This is a genomic window from Collimonas sp. GW821-FHT02H07, from assembly GCF_059421505.1.
Window position 1 is genome coordinate 50,871 of the sequence record NZ_JBWKVC010000020.1, and the last position, 18,356, is coordinate 69,226.

The window sequence follows — 18,356 nt, forward strand, 5'->3', positions numbered from 1 at the left end:
AGATTGTGCGTTGTTTTTTTAAGAGCGGCCGCTTGGCCGTAGCATGTTCGGCGGCTGGCCTGCTGCCGGGCTGGGCGTGGGCGCAAGCCAGTGCAGCAGCGTCTGCCGGCGCTCTGCCTTTCAAGCAGGACGGCGCCGGTGCCGATTTTCCCGCCGGCGGCGGTGTATTGCTCAGCCTGTTGCTGTTCGCGCTGCTGCTGTGCTGCCTCTATGCCGCCTGGCGCGGCAAGGGCGGAGTGGCAAAAAAATCTCCCTGGCTGTCCTGGCTGCCGGTACCGCCTGCAAGCGCCGGACTCAAAGTGACCGCGGGCGCTCGCCTGGCGGGACGGACTTCGATTCATGTCATCGAATGGGAGGGAGGCAAGCTACTCGTTTCTTGCGGCGAGCAAGGCGTGGTGCGCCTGGCCGCCATGCCCCCAGACGTCGATGTTGCAACATCGGTGCAAGCGCCTGCCGCAGGGGAATTGTCTTGATGCGGCAATCCATTTATTATCTGGCGCTCCGTATTTGCGCCGTCATTCTGCTATGCGGCGTTTTTGCTTCCGCGCAGGCGGACGCCGGCTCGGCGCAATCCGGTTTTACCGTTGCCGACACGCTGTCCGGTACTAAAACAGCGGCTCCCGCAGCCAGGCCGAGTTCTGCATCGAAAGCCAGTGCGGCAACCCCCGGGGTTGAAATCCGCTTCAACGGCGGCGCTGCCGGGAAATCCGATGACACCGCGTTGGCGATACGCGTAGTGATCGGCATGACCTTGCTGGCTGTGCTGCCAGCCTTGCTGATGTCGCTAACGGCATTCCTGCGCATCATCATCGTGTTATCGATGCTGCGCCATGCGATTGGCATGCAAGAAACGCCGCCGAACACGGTGCTGATCGGATTGGCCTTGTTCCTGACGCTGATTACCATGCAGCCGGTGTTGCAGAAGGTGAATGACGATGCATTCCAGCCTTTCATGCAAGGAAGCATTTCCATGGATGGCGCTTATGCCAAAGGCCTGCCCCCGATCCGTGACTTCATGGTGCGGCAGACGCGCGAGCAAGACCTGGCGCTGATGGTGGAATTATCCAAGGCCAAGGCGCCGCGCAATATGGATGACATCAGCAATGTGCAATTGATTCCGGCATTCATGCTGTCGGAACTGCGGGCGGCGTTCCAGATCGGCTTTGTGATCTTCCTGCCTTTCCTGCTGATCGACCTGATTGTCTCCAGCATCTTGATGGCATTGGGGATGATGATGATGCCGCCGACTACCATTGCGCTGCCGCTCAAGATCCTGATGTTTGTCCTGATCGACGGCTGGAGTCTTGTTCTCAAGGCACTGGTCGGCTCGTTTCACTGAGCTGGCAGGCCATTGTTGTGAGCGACCGGCGCCCGTTTGCCAGCCATCTGTCATTGCAGGAAAATGAAATGGCTGGAAGGCAGATCGACAATAGCGAAGAATCGCTATTGTGGAAGCGCTGGCGCGCGGATGCCGACAGCGCAGCGCGCGACAGGCTTGCCCGCCACTACCTGTCCTATGCACGCACTGTGGCCGCTTCCTATTATGCGAAGCGGTTTCACGATGAAATCGAATTCGCCGAATACTTGCAGCTGGCTTCGGTCGGCATGATGGAGGCACTGGATCGCTACGATCCAAACCTCGGCGTCCAGTTCAAGACTTATGCTGCGCGCCGCATGCATGGGGCGATTCTCAACGGCCTGGAGCATCTCACCGACAAGCAGCAGCAGATCGCGGTGCGCCAGCGCGCACTGCATGAACGGCTCGACGCCGTCAAAAGCCTGGATCGGGACGAAATCAGTCAGCCTGACAAAACGTCAACAGAATTGTTCCGTGAACTGGCGCAAATCGGCGTCGGCCTGGCGCTGACCTGGCTGCTGGCGGACAGTGGGATGATAGGCGGCAGCGCCGAAACCGCAGGCGAGAGCACGCCGGTTTACCGCGGCCTGGAACTCAGGCAGCTGCAGCAGCGGGTGCGCAGGCTGGTGCAGGATCTGCCGGACCAGGAGCAACTCGTGATCAACCGTCATTATCTGCAGGGGATGCAGTTCGAAGAAATTGCCGAGATGCTTGCGCTCAGCAAGGGCCGTATCGCCCAGATCCATCGTAAAGCGCTACGTTCCCTGCGCGATGCCTTGCGCGAACAAAAGGCAGGTGATGTTTTTTGGTAAATTTTTAGCTGACTGCAAAAATATTTTAAAAATCGCTAAACAAGTTCTGTAAAGACGGGATGTATTGGCAAGAAGCGGCATTCGGAAGCGGATCCCGTGGTGCCGCACACAATACTTACTGAAGACAGGATGAACTATGGTAGCGATCGTCAGCGGCAACAGCCTTGGTGTGAGTTTGACTTCCCTGAACACGCTGGGCCAGCGCGGTGCACTGGGGGCGGCGACACAGGGGCGCAATGGAGAACTGACCTATGTGAACGTCTTCAGCGGCAATCTGGTGCTGCAAGACCGCGACGATCTGCTGGTCAACCATGGCATCGACGTTACGGCGCTGCGCACCTATAACAGCCAGGGCAAGTTCAGCGACGACAATGGCGACAACTGGTCCAACGGCGTCTATAAGCAGCAGCTGCGGCTCAGCGGCGTCTTGCTTGCAGCCGGCAGCAGCATTATCCGCACCGGACGCGATGGTTCCGAATCGACCTATCAGTACGATGCTGGGCGGCAGCTATATGTCAGCACCAATGGCGGCGGCGCCTACGACACGATCGCCGTCGATGCCGGCCACAACCAGCTGGTCTGGACCAGCGGCAGCACCGGGCGCAAGGAAGCCTACGACGGCGCCGGCACAGGCCGCTTGCTGTCGTCGACAGACAGCAATGGCAATGCCATCACTTACAACTACGGCGCCAACGGCCTGCTCTCCAGCGTGGCGGACGCGGCGGGCGAAGCCACCTATTACGATTACAGCGGCACGAACCTGAGCCAGATCCGTACGGTCACCGCCGACGGCCACACCCTGACCCGGGTGCGCTACAGCTACGACGCCAACAACCGGCTGTCAGTGGTGACCGTGGACCTGACGCCGGCCGACAATGCGATCGCCGACAACCAGGTCTACCAGACGACCTACACCTACGACGGCGACAGCAAGCGCATCGCCAGCGTGACGCAGAGCGACGGCAGCGTGCAGCGCTTTACCTATGTTCAGGTCGGCGCCGACTACCGCATCGCCACCGTGCAGGATGGCCTGACCCATATCACCAGCTACAGCTACGATACCGCCAGCGGCCGCACCACGGTGATCGATCCGCTAGGCCTGAAGACGCTCTACGACTACGACAGCGCCGGCCAGTTGACCCGTATCACCACCCCGGCAGTGGCCGGCGTGGCGGCCAGCACCAGTTTCAGCTATAACGCCAACGGCGACGTGATCCAGGTGGTCGATGGCGAGGGCCACGCCATCGACATGCAATACGATGGCAACGGCAACCAGATCCTGCAGCGCGACGCCGCCGGCAATACCGTCACACGCACATATGACGGCAATAACCAGTTGCAGACGGAAACCACCTACCTGGCGCCGGATCCGGACGGTGCCGGCCCCGGTCAGCCTGGTACGCCGCTGACGACGCGCTATATCTACGACAGCGGCAACCATAACCGGTTGCGCTTTGTGGTGAGTGCGGAAGGGCGCGTTACCGAACACCGTTACAACAGCTACGGTGAGCGCAGCAGCAGCTTCCAGTACCTTGGCGCTTCTTATGATGTGTCAGCGCTAGGGGCGACCCAGGTGCCGCTGGAAGCGACGCTCGCTACCTGGGCCGGCAGCCAGAACCAGGCGCAGATGAGCCGCACCGACATGGTCTACGACGCGCGCGGGCAACTGCAGAGTTCGTCGAGCTGGAGCGCGCTGGACGCCAGCGGCAACGGCGTGGCCAATGGCAGCCAGATAGTCACGCAATATCTGTATGACCAGAGCGGACAGCTACTCAACACCATCGGCGGCCGCGGCGGTCTGACCCTGTACACCTATGATGGCCTGGGCCGTGTCCTGACCAGCAAGGATGCCGCCAATCAGCTGACCATCACCAGCTATGACGACGCCAACCACAAGACCACGGTGACGCAGGCCAACGGCTTGTCTACCATCAGCGCCTACGACCAGGCGGGGCGGCTGATCAGCGTCCAGCAAAGCAATGCCGGGCAGGCGCTGGGCACGACGCAGTATTTTTACGATGCCGACGACCGCCTGCGCATGACGCAGGATGCGACTGGCGTGCGTGCTTTCATCCTGTACGACGAAGCCGGGCGCAAGGCGGCCGATATCGACGGCAACGGCAGTGTGACAGAATATGTGTACAACAAGGATAACCAGCTGACGCAAACCATCTCCTATGCCAACGCAATCGATGTGAGTCAGCTGGCCGATGCGACGGGCAAGCTGACGGCGGCGACGCTGGCCGGCATCCGTCCCGGTGCGAACGCCCTGGATCACAAGAGCTGGCGCGCGTATGACAGCGCCAACCGGCTCTCGAAGACGGTGGACGGGCAGCCGGGCCTGGTGACTGAATACCGCTACGACGGCGCCTCGCACCTGGTCGGTACGACCGTTTACGCGACGCTGGTAGATACCACGAACCTGGGCAGCAATCCAAGCGCCGTCAGCATCGCACCGGCAAGCGCGGGCGGCGACCGCATCAGCCGTAGCTTCTATGATAACGATGGACTATTGCGCGCCACGCTGGATGCAGAAGGTTATCTGACGGAACAGCGCTACGACAGCGCCAGCCGTCTGAGCAGCCGGGTAGGGTATGCCACAGCTACCGACGCCAGTTTGCGCGCCAATGGCAGCCTGGCGCAATTGCTGCCGGCGGCCGGCAGCGGCGACATCGTCGCCTGGCTGCTGTTGAACAGCAAGGGACAGGTTGCCGGCGAGATCGACGGCGAAGGCTATCTGACCGAGAAGGTCTACAACGGCAATGGCAATCTGGCGCAGACGGTGCGTTATGCCAACAAGGTCGCTGCGCTTGTCTCGAACACCACAACCGTCGCCAGCGTACGTCCGGCATCCAGCGCCGATGACCGTGTCATGACGATGGACTATGATGCCTTGAACCGCATCAAGCAGCAGACCAATGCGGAAGGGACAGTCACCCAATACAGTTACGACAATGCCGGCCGCCTGAGCCAGACCGTCAGTGCGGCAGGCAGCAGCGATGTGCGCGCTATCGGCGCTCGCTATGACGTACAAGGCCGCCTCACGGGAGAGTTGACTGGCGAAGGCAGCGCGCAGCTGACAGGCAGCCAGACGCAGGCGCAGATCGACGCCATCTGGAGCAGCTACGGCCTGACGCATACGTATGATGCGGCCGGGCGGCGCACCAGCACCACTGACCAGAACGGCAGCAAGACCCTGTTCTTCTACGATGCCGACAACCGCCTGACCCAGACCGTCAACGCCATGGGCGAGGTATCTGAGAAACAATACAACGGTCTGGGCCAGTTGGCGGCAACCGTGCAATACGGCACCCGGATCAGCACCAGCGGCCTGACGGGAGGCCTGGTGAGCGCAGCATTGACCAGCGCACTGAACGCCGTGCGCAACAGCACGCTGGACAGCAATAACAGTTTTACCTACAACGCCAACGGCACTTTGGCGACCAGCACCGATGCGCTGGGCAATATCAGCACGCGCAGCTACGACGCGTTTGGCGAGCTGGTGTCGAGCACCCGGGCGATCGACGCTACGCATGCCTTGACGCAGACCAGCAGCTATGACCGGCGCGGACTGGTGGTGGGTACAGGCACGGATACGCTGGGCGTCAACGCCATCACAGTGACGCAATACGATGCTTTCGGGCGTGTGATCCGTAGCGTGGATGCTAACGGCAATGCGCGCAGCCAAGGCTACGATCGTGTGGGGCGGGTGGTGCAGAGCATCGATCCCCTGAATGTCCTGCGCTCAACCACCTACGATGCCTTTGACCGTACCCTGACCCAGACCGATGGCCTGGGCAACGTGACGCGCTACAGCTACAACACGACGGCCCGCAGCACTACGCTCTCCACCCCTGAAGGCGTGGTGGTGACGACGGTCAGGACCCGCAACGGGCAAACGCAGAGCATCACCGACGGCTTGGGCAACGTGACCCAATACAGTTATGACAGGAATGGCAACTTGCTGTCGACAGCCGCACCGTTAACCAGCACATCGAGCAGCTATGATCATGCCAACCGGATCATACAAAGCCGGGATGCCAACGGCAACCCGACCAGCTATAACTATGACGCCGCCAACCGGCTGCTGACACGCCAGGTGGACCCGAATGGTTTGAACCTGACCACCAGCTACCAGTACGACGCCAAGGGCCAGCAGGTCGTGACGACAGACGCCAACGGCGTGCTCACGCAGATCAGCTTTAATCTGAAGGGGCAGGCGCTCAGTCAGACACTGGATCCAACCGGCTTGAAGCTGACGACGCAATATAGTTATGACGGTACAGGCAATGTGCTGACGGTCACCAGCCCGGGCGGCAGCGTGACGCAGTATGTGTACGACAATCTAGGGCGGCGCACTGAGCAGCATGTCGACCCGAGCGGGCTGAACCTGAGCACCTTTACCAGCTACGACAAGAAGGGCAATGCGGTCACGGTAACAGACCCCAAGGGCAATGTCGCCCGATATGTATACGACGCCAATGATCGGCTCGTCTTCACTGTCGATGCACTTGGGAGCGTAATGCAAAACGGTTACGACGCCAATGGCCGTGTCACGCAAACGACGAAATATGCCGCGCCGATCAGTTTGGCAGGGTTATCCGCAATACCTTTAGCAAGTGAGGTCAATGCCAGGCTGGCGCCTGGTGCGGCGGCGGATGCGACAGAGTTGCGCCGCTATGACCGCGACGGCCGTCTGACTTGGGTTGTCGACGCAACCGGGGCTGTCACGCAAAACAGCTACGACGCTAATGGTAATGTGATCAAGCGGCTGGCGTACGCCACGCGGCTCAATGCAGCGGATCTTGCCGCCCTCAAGGCAGACGCGGGCAAGCTGCCGGCGCCGCTCTCCGATGGGCTGCACGATAAAGCGACGCAGCTTGTCTACGATGCTTTAGGCCGTACGATTTACATCGTCGACGCCAGTGGCGCGGTGACTGAGCAACATTATGACGGCAACGGCAATAGCATCGAACGGATTACCTATGCCAGGACGATCCAGCCAGGGCAGCCAGCGACGCTGGCGAATATTGCACAGCAACTCACTACAATTGTGGACCCGGCGCGCGACAGCCATATTGTCAATGCCTACGACAGCGCCAGCCGCCTGAGCTATACAGTCAACGGTTCCGGTGCGGTCAGCCAGTTCGTTTACGACAATAATAATAACGTGGTGCGGCGGACCGACTTTGTCACACCGTTGTCGGGGCCGTTGACAGCCAGCATCAATCTCGCTGCTGTCGTTCCAAGCGGCACCAATCAGCTGATTAATCCAGGTTTCAATGACGTGGGTAGCGATGGCGTTCCGCTGGGGTGGTCTTATGGCGACTGGCGGGTGAGCGCAGACAGTAAAGGCGTCAATCTGAATCTTGATTGGTCGGTCAATAAGAACGCTTTTGGGGAAAAGACGTTCTTTATGCATCAGCCTGGCCGGGATCCGGTCAACAGCTATCAGGAAATATATCAGTTCGTTCATGTAGGCGCCGGCAAGAACTACAGTTTCTCGGCCTACGTCGGTGCGCATCGCGCCACCAGCGAAGTCATCATTCAATGGTATGGCGCAGACGGCCAGCCGATCAGCGTCGCCCCGGTTAATGCTTCCTCGCAGGATACTGCGCAGGAGCGTAGCGGCGGCAGCACGCTGGAAGGTTACAAGCGAGTGTATGCGGCCGGAACAGCGCCGGCGGGGGCAGTGCGCGCGCGCTTGATTCTCCGCAAGGATAATACCGACCCGACGCAAGCCGACTCCTGGCTGTTTGCTACCCGCATGCAGTTTGAAGAAATCGCATCAGGTGCGACCGCGCCGTCGGCCTGGACGCCGACCATCCTGAGCGGCGCCGACGACAAGGTGATCCGGAATGTGTACGACGCCGCCAATCGGCAGATCTATAGCATCGACGCCATGGGTGCCGTCACACAGCAGATTTACGATGCAAATGGTCAAGTGGTCCAGACCATCAAGTATGCGAAGCCGATCAGCGTTCCTGGAGCTGGCGGCAGAGACGGCAAGACGCTGACCCTGTCGAGTCCGGTGAATGACAGCGGCGCATTGTTTGGCGCTGCTTACCAGCCTATCGATACGAGCAAGAGTTACATAGTGCGCGCCAGGGTGCGCCAGGTAAGCGGCGAAGGCAGCTTCTACCTGGGAGTGGCGACCAAGGATAGCAGCGGCAACCCGATTGTGAATAGCACCGGAGGGAACTTTTCATATGCGGGAGCCAGCGGCATCAAAATCACTCCTGACATGGGGTGGCAGATATTCGAAGGCACTGTCAGCGGCGAGTACGTCGCTTCGGCAGGGATCTACGATCCTCATAAATTCTTCGCCGGAAGCAAGAGCGCCGCGCCATTAATACTCTACAACTACTACGGAAATTCGAGCGCTGACGCCAATCGGGCAATTGAAGTCGATTATGTGCAGTTGATCGATACCGCAACCGGCGCGGTGCTGAACCCAAATTCCGATATGAGCTCCGGCGCCGCAAATTGGATTGTCGGCGGTAGCAGCGGAAAAATCGGCAGCATTAATAGCAATGCCGATGCACTGACGGCAGCGCAGGTTCAGGCGCAGTTGCTGCGCAATCAAAGTACAAGCTTGAATCCAGGTACTGGCGTCGGCGTCAATCAGTTGCTCAATTCCGGCTTCACGAATATCGGCAGTGATGGCGTGCCACTCGGATGGACGTACGGCGGCTGGCGCGTGGATGCTGATCAAAAAGGCGCCAACCTGAACGCTGACTGGTCTGTGAACAAGAGCACCTTTGGCGAAAAAACCTTCTACCTGCATCAGGCTGGCAGAGATGCCACTAACAGCTATCAAGAAATTTCTCAATTTGTTAATGTTGCAGAAGGCAAGAGCTACAGCTTTTCAGCCTATGTCGGCGCGCATCGCGCCACGACCGAAGTCATCATTCAGTGGTATGGCGCTGACGGTAATCCGATTAGCGTTGCTCCGGTCAATGCAAACTCCCAGGATGCACTTCAGGAACGCACTGGCGGTCCTACTTTAGACGGTTACAAACGCGTCTTCGCAATTGGCGCGGCGCCGCCAGGGGCTGTGCGCGCCCGTCTAATTTTACGTAAAGACAATACCGATGCAGGGCAGACAGATTCATGGCTGTTCGCCACGCGCGCCCAGTTTGAAGAAGTCGCGGCAACCGCGGCGGGTCCGTCCGACTGGAAGCCGACCATCCTGCTCAGCGCAGACGATCATGTAACAAACAATGCCTATGATGCTGCCGGCCGCCTGAAACTGCAGACCAAGGCCGCCGGCACGGCTGCTGCGGGCTCCGTTGCTTATGGCTATGACGCCACGGGCAACGTCACCAGCATCACCAATGAACGCGGTTTCGTCACTACCCAGGAATTCGATGCTCTCGGCAGAAAGACCTCGACTTCGGTGCCGTTGAATGACGGCTTGCAGGACCAGAGTGCGCCGCAGTATGCGGTGACGAAGACGCAATACGACGCCTTCGGCAATGCAGTAAAAGTGACCGACCCGCGCGGCAACGTCGGATATTTCTATTACGATCAGAACAACCGGGTTGTGCTGCAAATCGACCCGTTGGGTTATGCCACCCAGACCAGCTATACCGTGTCCGGCAAGCCAAGCCTGGTGGTGCGCTATGCAACAGCGGTCGCTGGTCCTTTGTCGACCTCGGTTATGCCGGCCCTGGTTGCTAGCGCAGCGGACGCGCCGACCCGGCTGGAATACGATCAGAATGATCGCCTGGTAAAAAGCACCGACGCTGAGAATGTCTCTGAATACTTCGGCTACGATGGCGCAGGAAACCGCATCAGCTACCAGAACAAGGTTGGCGGCATTACCACCAGCACTTACGATGGCCGCGGCCTGCTGTTGAGCGAAACGCTGCCGATCATGTCGCGCAACAGTGCCGGCGTGCTGGTGCCAGTGGTCAAGCGCTACAGCTATGACGTGCGCGGCAACCGTATCCAGATGATCGAGGCTGCCGGCTTGCCCGAACAGCGCACTACCAATTACGTCTATGACGTGAATGATCGCCTGATCACCCAGAGTGGCGATGCGATCACCATCCGGAATGAAAAGGGCTGGTCGACTGGCAATCCGACTCAGCACTGGACTTATGATGCGGTGGGCAACAAGACGTCGTACACGGACGCCAACGGCAATCAGACGCATTGGTATTACGATGCGGCCAATCGCAAGGTGGCGGAACTGAGTGCGGCCGGCACCTTGTCGGAGTGGACTTACGATGCGGCCAGCAATATGACCGGCGCCAGGATATATGGCGATGCCGTTGCTACGCCTGCCGGCGATGCCCGGCCGACGGCGGTCAATGGCGCCAACTATCGCGAGACGCTTTACAGCTATGACCGGGGCAATCGCCAGACGCAAACGCTGATTGACGGTGCAACATTCGCCCAGCGCCCGGCCGGCGGCACGGATGTGAATATTTTTACTGGCCAGATCAAGACATCCCAGCAATACGATGCATTGGGGAATGTGATTTACCAGACCGATGGCCGCGGCAACCAGACCTTGTTTTTTTATAATGCTATCGGCAAGAAAATTGCGCAGGTCGACGCCGAGAATTACCTGACGGTCTGGGTGCGCGACCAGAACGACAGCGTCACCATGGAATACCGTTATGCCAACCGCTTGTCGAAAGTCGCCACGGCGGCAAGCGACGTCAATCAGCTGATGCAAGACGCGGGTAGCAACGGCAGTGACCGCATCACGACCTCTAGCTACGATCATCTCAACCGCCTGCTGACGCAAAGCCATCTTCACCTGATGACATCGAGCGTCGACGGCAGCGGCGCCATCACGACGGTGGCGAGTACGGCAACGACGCGCTTCGAGTACGACGGACTGAATAACGTCACCCGGAAGACCGAAGCCAACGGCGAAGTCAGCGACTGGACCTTCGATGCCATTGGTCGGCAGACACGTTTACAAAGCGCCGGCTTCATCGATTTCCAGGGCGTGCTGGTGCGGCCGACGACCGACACCAGTTATGACGGTTTGAACAATGTTGTGCAATCCATCGCGCGCGGCAAGAACAGTGCGGACGATCGGGTTACCACCTTCCTCTACGATGCTGCGGGCCATTTGAAAGGCAAGTCGACGCTCAACGTTGACGGCTGGTACGAGTACAGCACCGACGCAGTCGGCAACATCACAGAGATGCACGTCATCAGCAAGAATTCTGATGGAGGCAAACGCATTGATGCCACCATGATCCATTATGACGCGGCGAATCGCGAGATATTCCGTCAGATGACAAGTGCTGCCAATGGCGATCCAAGTACGAATATCTGGAGCGGCAGCGACACCCACGAAGTCCGCTACAACGCCTACGGCGAAATCGTCGGCAAGGGCGTCAACGGCAGCACTGCAGAGTTTGCCGAATACGATAGCCAGGGCCGCTTGTGGAAAACCAATGCAGGAGACGGCGCGACCAAGGCTTATCTGTACGACGCCAGCGGCAACGCCACCGTACTGCTGCAGTCAGCTGGCGCCGACATGCGGGGCATGACGCTGGCGCAGATCCTGGCGATCAGCCAGGCGCAAGGAACATCGTCCGATCCGGTGGTGCAGGCAGCGATTGCCGCCGGCGGCATTCATATGACGGTGAGCATATACGACCGCCGCAATCAGCTGACCGATACTTACCAGCCGACCATGCAGAGCGCCCACAACATGGGCACCATTCAGCAGTTCCTGACGCAGGAGGCCGGCAGCAATTTCACTGCAGGTGGTGTGACGGTGGGGCCGACCAAGGCCAGCAAAGACAACGCGGCGACGCTGCCGCCGCAAGCTGTACAGGGCGCGGTATCGATCAGCAAGATAGAAGCCGTGAATTTCAGTTTCAGAAGCACCAAAGAAACCATGGATGGTGTCGGCCGACCCGGGCAACCGCAGCCGACGGTACTTACGCGTTCTTACAGCATCACGGTGCCTCCCTCGCTGCGTTATGGTGGCGGCAATCTACACGTCAAGATTAACGGTGGGGAATACGCTCCTGCAGTGTCTGCCGGCACCGGGACACTCACGTTTGTGCAATCTCACGCCTCGTGGACAACGGCGGGAAGCGGAACAACGCCACTGGTGGTCGAGGTGTACCAGGACAGTCCAGACGGGGCGCCCAATAGCCAGTTCCTGATTGCCAGAACCACCATTGCCATGCCGAATCATGCCTCAGACACGTATTCGTACGATGACACGGTCACTGGCGCGGCCAATACCAAACCACTGATCCTGTATCGGTCACAGTCTCCGGCGACGGATCGTCTGGTGGTGATGATTCGTCCGTCGGGCACCGATGGCCCATGGATCATTGACACGGCCAAGCGCTTGACCAACGACACCGGTAACGGCGTGATTAATGGGTGGTTTTATCAAGATTGGAGCGGCACGGGCGAAGGCGGTCCCTTCGAATTGCAATACATCGCCCTGGATGCAGGCGGTAATGTACTCAATGTCGAGAAGGGCACCATGCTGCTGTCCGCCAGCAATGCCTATATCACTCAGTCGCCGCAACCGATAGGCGGCGCCGGACAGGCCATGAACATCAAGGACGTCTGGTACAAGCCTGACAATGCGCTCAATATCGTCGGACAAGGCGCTGCCGCGCAGTCGGTGCGGGTGCATTATCGTCATGTCGGTACGAGCGAACCATGGTCTATCAAGACAGTCGGCCCTGCCGGCATAGCAGGTACTGCTGCCACGCCTGGCTGGTTCGCCCTGCGTACCGATGGCTGGGCGGGCAATTATGAATATTTCATTGAAACGTTTACGGGTGCCAATGCCACCGGCACCATGATCAATCACGCCTCTGGCACATTTACGCCGGGTGGTGCGACATCGGATTTGAAATCCTGGACCGATTTCCCTGAGAACGTTATTTTTAATAATCAACCGGCAAATTCGGCGAGGATGCTGGTGACGTATACGGTAGACGGCGGTCCACCGTCGACGATCGAGCTGGACAGCTCGCATTGGGATGCAACAAAAAACCAATTCAACTGGGATGCCACCACAGTGATGGCAGATCGTCTCAACAATTACAGGGTGAATTTCCAGTATAAGACGCTGGACGCAAACGGCACGATTGTCAATGCCGCGCACGGCAGCATGCAAATAGGTGCAGATCCCACCGTGCTTGAGCACATATTGGATGCCGCGCCTGCAACGGTGACTTTTAATCCGCCGGCAGCGAATGCGACCAAATTAATGCTGCAGTATCGCAATGCCGGCTCGAAAGGGGACTATACAGCGGTCACGCTGACTAGGGACGTGACCGGTAAATTCCGGTGGAATGTCGATACGCTGCGCCCAGGTGCCGGGACTGTGTCACTCGAATATGCCTACGATCTGTACGACGCCAACGGCCAGCCGGTTGCGCCTCCGGGCGGCAATCCGCGGGCACAGGGTGTTTTAAATATCAAGTCCGATAAATCGTCCACGACGAGCCAGCTGCAATGGACCATTACCGGCCTGAACAACACGGCGCCGGATGTTCCTAATACCCAGGCAGCGATTCACCGCATCCAGGAGCGCAATGCCTTTGGTGATATCACGGCGGAAATTGATGGTTTGACCCACCGTACGACGCTCACCTACGACACGATGGGCCAGCTGACAGTCAAGCAGGCGCCGGAAACCAATGTCACCCGGGAAGACGGCAGCATTGTCAGGGCAACACCGACCACGCAGTATTACTACGATGCGTCTAGCCACCTGGTTGGAGTGCGTGACGCCAACGGCAACCTGAACAGCGTGACGCAGCTTGCCGGATTTGGCGATACAACAGGCAGCAATCCCCGTATCACGAAAGAGTTTCACGCCGACGGCGGGAGCAAGACAAATGCCTATGACATTTTTGGGGATCTACGTACAGCGACTGATGAGCTGACGCGCGTCACGTCGAATGCCTATGACCAGGCAGGACGACTGATCCAGGTTGTGCATGCGGCCCGTCAGCCTGGCACTGCGGGCAATTCCGGGCCAACAGCCGTATCGTCAGTGGATAGCTACACTTACGATACGTTGGGCAATCGCATCAGCCACACCAACGCGATGCAACAGCGCGAAACCACCGATTACGATGCGGATGGCCGGGTAATCCGCACACGCAGTTATGCAGGGCAGGAGGTTACCTACACCTATAGCTACGACCAGACCATCCTCGGCGTCGGCAGCCTGCCGGTAGGAGGTTGGGTGAAAGTCACCAGCTACACCGGTTCGCGTAGCGCCACCGACAAAACCGACTACTTCCAGCACACCACCAGTCACCAGGATTTCGGCGGTCACGTCGTGATCTATAGTTACGATTATGCAGCGCACCTCAAAAACCAGAGCTCGAATGCCGGTCAGAATGTCGACTATAGCTACTACGCCAACGGCTATGTGAAGAGCACCACCGACCATGCACTCAATATGCTGTCGTATTTCGAATACGACGAAGAGGGTAACCGTACCCGCGAGTCATACACCACAGCTGACGCGCCGGCAAACCGGATTTACTACCAGCTGGCCGACATCAAATACGATGAACTGAACCGGGTTGTCGACTATGTCGATCCGCAGGCGCACATCCAGTACCAGTACGATGCCAACGGCAATCGTCGCAGGGTATTGAGCAGTTACAACGACGCTATCAGCGGCGCTCCGGCAACGCAGGACTTCTGGTACAAGTACGATAGCCAGAACCGCTTCGTGCTGACCATGGGGCAGCTTAGCAACGGCGTCATCGGACTGGGCGCCAATGGCGTGCAGATCGGCTACGATGTTGCTGGCCAGCGGCGCAGCGCCAGTTATGCCGACGGCCACAGCGAGGCATACGGCTACACCAGCGATGGTTATCTGGAAGATGTGCGGATCAACGGCGTATTGCGTTCGCGTCGCGCCAACGATTTGCTGGGTCGGGTGCAGAATTATTCTGAATATGCCGATAACGGCAGCGCCGTCATCTATAACAAGGCCAGCCAGTTCGACGCTGACAATCGCCTTCTGCAAGATACGGTGGTGAATTCCCCGGTGGGCGGCACAGCTACCACGACCATCACTAAATACGATTATCGCCTGAAGGACGCCAGTGGCAACTACACCGGCGCCGACCAGGGCGTAGTGACGCACAGTTTCCAGTACGATCCATCCAAGGCCGCCGGCACCGGAGTTCATACCGATACAAGTTTCGTGTGGTGGGATGAAGCCAAACAAAGCCAGATCACTCTACGGGGCACTGACCCGGCCAATCCGAACGCGGTGTACTGGAAACCGGGGCTGTCGGACTTTAGCTATGACGTTAACGGTCATGTGAAACAAGTGCATTCGTTTAACGAAGGCACGATGTCAAACACCCTGCAGAACGCCAAGACGCTGAAATACACCAGCGACCAATATGGGCAGGTATTGCGCCGGGACATGATGATTGGCGCCACATTGGGTCTCACGCAGCGCTATTACTACCTGAACGGCCAACTGATCGGCGACATCAGCAACAACGGCCCGTCGAACATCTCCTACGCCGAGCAGTTAGCCCAGCGCGGCAACCCATCGGGCAATTTCTTCCGCTACGGGAAACCTGTAGCATCGGCCGATTTCGATCAGAACTATCAGCCCATCAATGCTGACTACCCAGGTGCGTCAGCCTCCAGTTATACCGCTAAGGATGGCGACACGCTAAGTTCGATCGCGCGTGCGGTGTGGGGCGATTCGACCTTGTGGTACCTGATTGCCGATGCCAACGGACTGACCAATGGCGACCATATTGTGGCCGGGCAGGTGCTGTCGATTCCTAACAAGGTCAACAACTTCCACAATACGGCGTCGACTTTCCGTGTCTATAACCCGGGGCAGGCGATTGGTGATACGTTGCCGTATTTGCCGGCAGAGCCATTGCCGCCACCGCCGCCGTCTTCGGACGGAGGCTGTGGCAGTTTTGTGCAATTCCTCGCAATGGTTGTCGCGATTGTTGTGACGATTTATACGGCCGGAGCTGCCTCCGCCGCTTGGGGTCCCGTCGTGGGCGGCGCCGTCGGAGGCGCCGCAGGAGCAGCCGCTTCACAGGCTGTATTGATTGCAGGAGGGCAGCAAAATGGATTCAACTGGACCGGTATAGCTATGGGGGCTATTGGTGGCGCCGTCGCCGGGGGTGTCGTGGAATTCGGTCCAGCGATGCAAGGAAGCAGCGCCTTTACGCAAGGAGCTGTCAGAGGCGCAATTACCAGTGTTGTCAGTCAAGGGGTTGAAGTGGCGACCGGATTGCAAAGCCACTTTGATTGGCGCGGCGTAGCAGCTACCGCAATTGCATCCGGTGTCAGTGCCGGCGTATCTGACAGCATCGGACGTTCTCAGTACGGGGACGATGAGTGGGCCGATATCAATCGAGGTTCTCAAGCGGCCCGCAGCGCCCGGTTTTCGGATGATTTGGGGCAGACATTGACGCGTGGGATTGGATCAGGACTCGCTGGCGGCGTAGCCAGTGCGCTGGTGCGAGGCGGCAGTTTGCAAAATAAATTGCCTGGGATTTTGCAGGATGCGGTGGCCAGTACCATTGGCAACTCGATCGTCGATCAGGCGACTGCGGCCCATACCCAGAAAATCTATGGCTACGACGACACCAATCAGCTTGTGGGAGAAAGATTCCAACTCTTTGATAGGTCCAACGGCGTGGTGGATTTCGGTATAAAGGAACGGGCAGTTGAGCAACGTATTCAACAGGAAATTGCAGGACAAGAAGCGCGCGATGATTCTTTGAACGGTGGCATCATGTTCAAAACGGTGGGAGCGGTTCGTGGTGCTCCGGTTCGCGGTATGGGCAGCAGTGGTTTTGAATTGGTGCGAAATGGTAATTGGGAGGGAGCATTAAATATTGCCGCCGATCCGTTTGGTATGCTCGGTGAATTGCCTGGGCTGCAAAGTGACTTACAGCATATGAGCGCCAGCACGGCGGAATCGCGTATCGAAGCGATGCGTTCACAAATGAAGGATGCTGGTATCAAAAATATTCCTGATTATCAGCAGTCATGGGTGGCTGGTGGTGCGCTGGTACGTGATTATGGCGCGACAATATCGGAAATGGGACGTGTCTATGAAGCGCATGTGGAAGATCAGCGTCTACGAGAAACGTGGGGAGATGATTATCAGAACATGCGTATCGGTAAATCTCAGATGACGCCTGTGGAATTTGAGGCGAAGGTATTGAGTTATCAGCAGAAATCTATTGATAGCGCTTATGAAGATGGAATAAAGCAGATTGCTGATGGAAAATTGACCGTCATAGACGGACAACATGCGCGGACGCTGGGCAATTTTGTGGATCAACGGGTTCGTGATGCCCTAAGAGATTTTGCTCGCAGTGAAGGTATCAACGATAGCGCCGCATCGAATATTTGGGCAATTAATCGTCGTTTGAAAGGCGATGGAGTAATGGGATATGGAATTCCCGACGGGCGCATTGGTACCAATATATATCATGACACTACCTTGGCACGTAAAACTGCTGAGACTGAACAGATACAAAAATGGAATACTATTCGCCCTGGAAACGTGGTGATTATGCGCCCCACTAATTTGGGTGGCTCGTATGTAATCCCGCGTGCTAGCATTCCGCAATACGTTGTTCCAGTACCTTTTTTTAGGAAATTTTAATGTCACTCAGAGAACGACTTATGGATTTTGGAGGGGTAATTGCGACAGCCGCATCATGTGCCCCCGATGCATATCCAGAACATGTGCTTGAAGTACTTGGGTACTCAATGTCTGAAATGCATGCATACAAGATGACCGACATCAAAGAATTATGGTCGGAGATCCGCCCGCAGCTCAAACGCGATTTGGACAAGGCGGCACTGGTTGATGAGAAACTGCAAACTGCGTTTGCAGCGTTTGAAGTGGGTGATAAAGAGACGGGGCAAAATGCCATGTGGATTATTTATAATCTCCAACCGGAAAAGTTGCGGTAACGGGAGGTAATTGGTCACGGACGGCGGGGTCAGATACCATCATGAATAGCAAGCCCGCTGGTCAAATAATTTGGATCGAAGGGTTTGCCGGTATGAAGGACCCCGTAAATCAAATGTGTCATTTTATGCATGACAGCACCAATGACCGCTTTTTTTGCCATACCAGTGGCCGATAACCGCTGAGCAAAGCGACGTAGTATCGGGTTGTGCCGGCATGCCACCAAGCTAGGCAT

General features: G+C 57.8%; 5 protein-coding genes and 1 pseudogene. 5 read left to right on the top strand and 1 reads right to left on the bottom strand.

Going from position 1 to position 18,356, the window contains the following annotated elements:
• The first annotated feature begins 32 nt into the window (after positions 1 to 32).
• The 5 genes from AC07V8_RS23480 to AC07V8_RS23500 all read left to right on the top strand — a co-directional run bounded on the left by AC07V8_RS23480 (position 33) and on the right by AC07V8_RS23500 (position 18,123).
• Positions 33 to 473: a hypothetical protein gene (locus AC07V8_RS23480; protein ID WP_494680563.1), complete on the top strand. Its 441-nt coding sequence runs from the start codon at positions 33 to 35 to the stop codon at positions 471 to 473.
• Positions 473 to 1,339, top strand: a complete 867-nt coding sequence (fliP, locus tag AC07V8_RS23485) for a flagellar type III secretion system pore protein FliP (protein ID WP_494680562.1) — start codon at positions 473 to 475, stop codon at positions 1,337 to 1,339. The genes AC07V8_RS23480 and fliP overlap by 1 nt, the downstream gene beginning before the upstream one ends.
• Before the next feature lie 68 nt (positions 1,340 to 1,407).
• Positions 1,408 to 2,169, top strand: a complete 762-nt coding sequence (locus AC07V8_RS23490) for a sigma-70 family RNA polymerase sigma factor (RefSeq protein ID WP_494680561.1) — start codon at positions 1,408 to 1,410, stop codon at positions 2,167 to 2,169.
• A 136-nt stretch (positions 2,170 to 2,305) separates the two neighbouring features.
• Complete coding sequence (locus AC07V8_RS23495; RefSeq protein WP_494680560.1) at positions 2,306 to 17,809, top strand: LysM peptidoglycan-binding domain-containing protein; 15,504 nt, start codon at positions 2,306 to 2,308, stop codon at positions 17,807 to 17,809.
• A complete protein-coding gene (locus AC07V8_RS23500) occupies positions 17,809 to 18,123 on the top strand; it encodes a hypothetical protein (protein ID WP_494680559.1) in 315 nt (104 codons plus the stop codon). Before AC07V8_RS23495 ends, AC07V8_RS23500 begins: the two co-directional genes overlap by 1 nt.
• Positions 18,124 to 18,152: 29 nt before the next feature.
• On the opposite strand, the pseudogene AC07V8_RS23505 reads toward AC07V8_RS23500, so the two are convergent.
• A pseudogene (locus AC07V8_RS23505) lies at positions 18,153 to 18,356 on the bottom strand (IS110 family RNA-guided transposase); the annotation flags it as partial.

Coding starts and splice junctions, on each gene's coding strand:
- fliP (WP_494680562.1), top strand. CDS start 473: ATGCGGCAATCCATTTATTATCTGGCGCTCCGTATTTGCGCCGTCATT.
- AC07V8_RS23490 (WP_494680561.1), top strand. CDS start 1,408: ATGGCTGGAAGGCAGATCGACAATAGCGAAGAATCGCTATTGTGGAAG.
- AC07V8_RS23495 (WP_494680560.1), top strand. CDS start 2,306: ATGGTAGCGATCGTCAGCGGCAACAGCCTTGGTGTGAGTTTGACTTCC.
- AC07V8_RS23500 (WP_494680559.1), top strand. CDS start 17,809: ATGTCACTCAGAGAACGACTTATGGATTTTGGAGGGGTAATTGCGACA.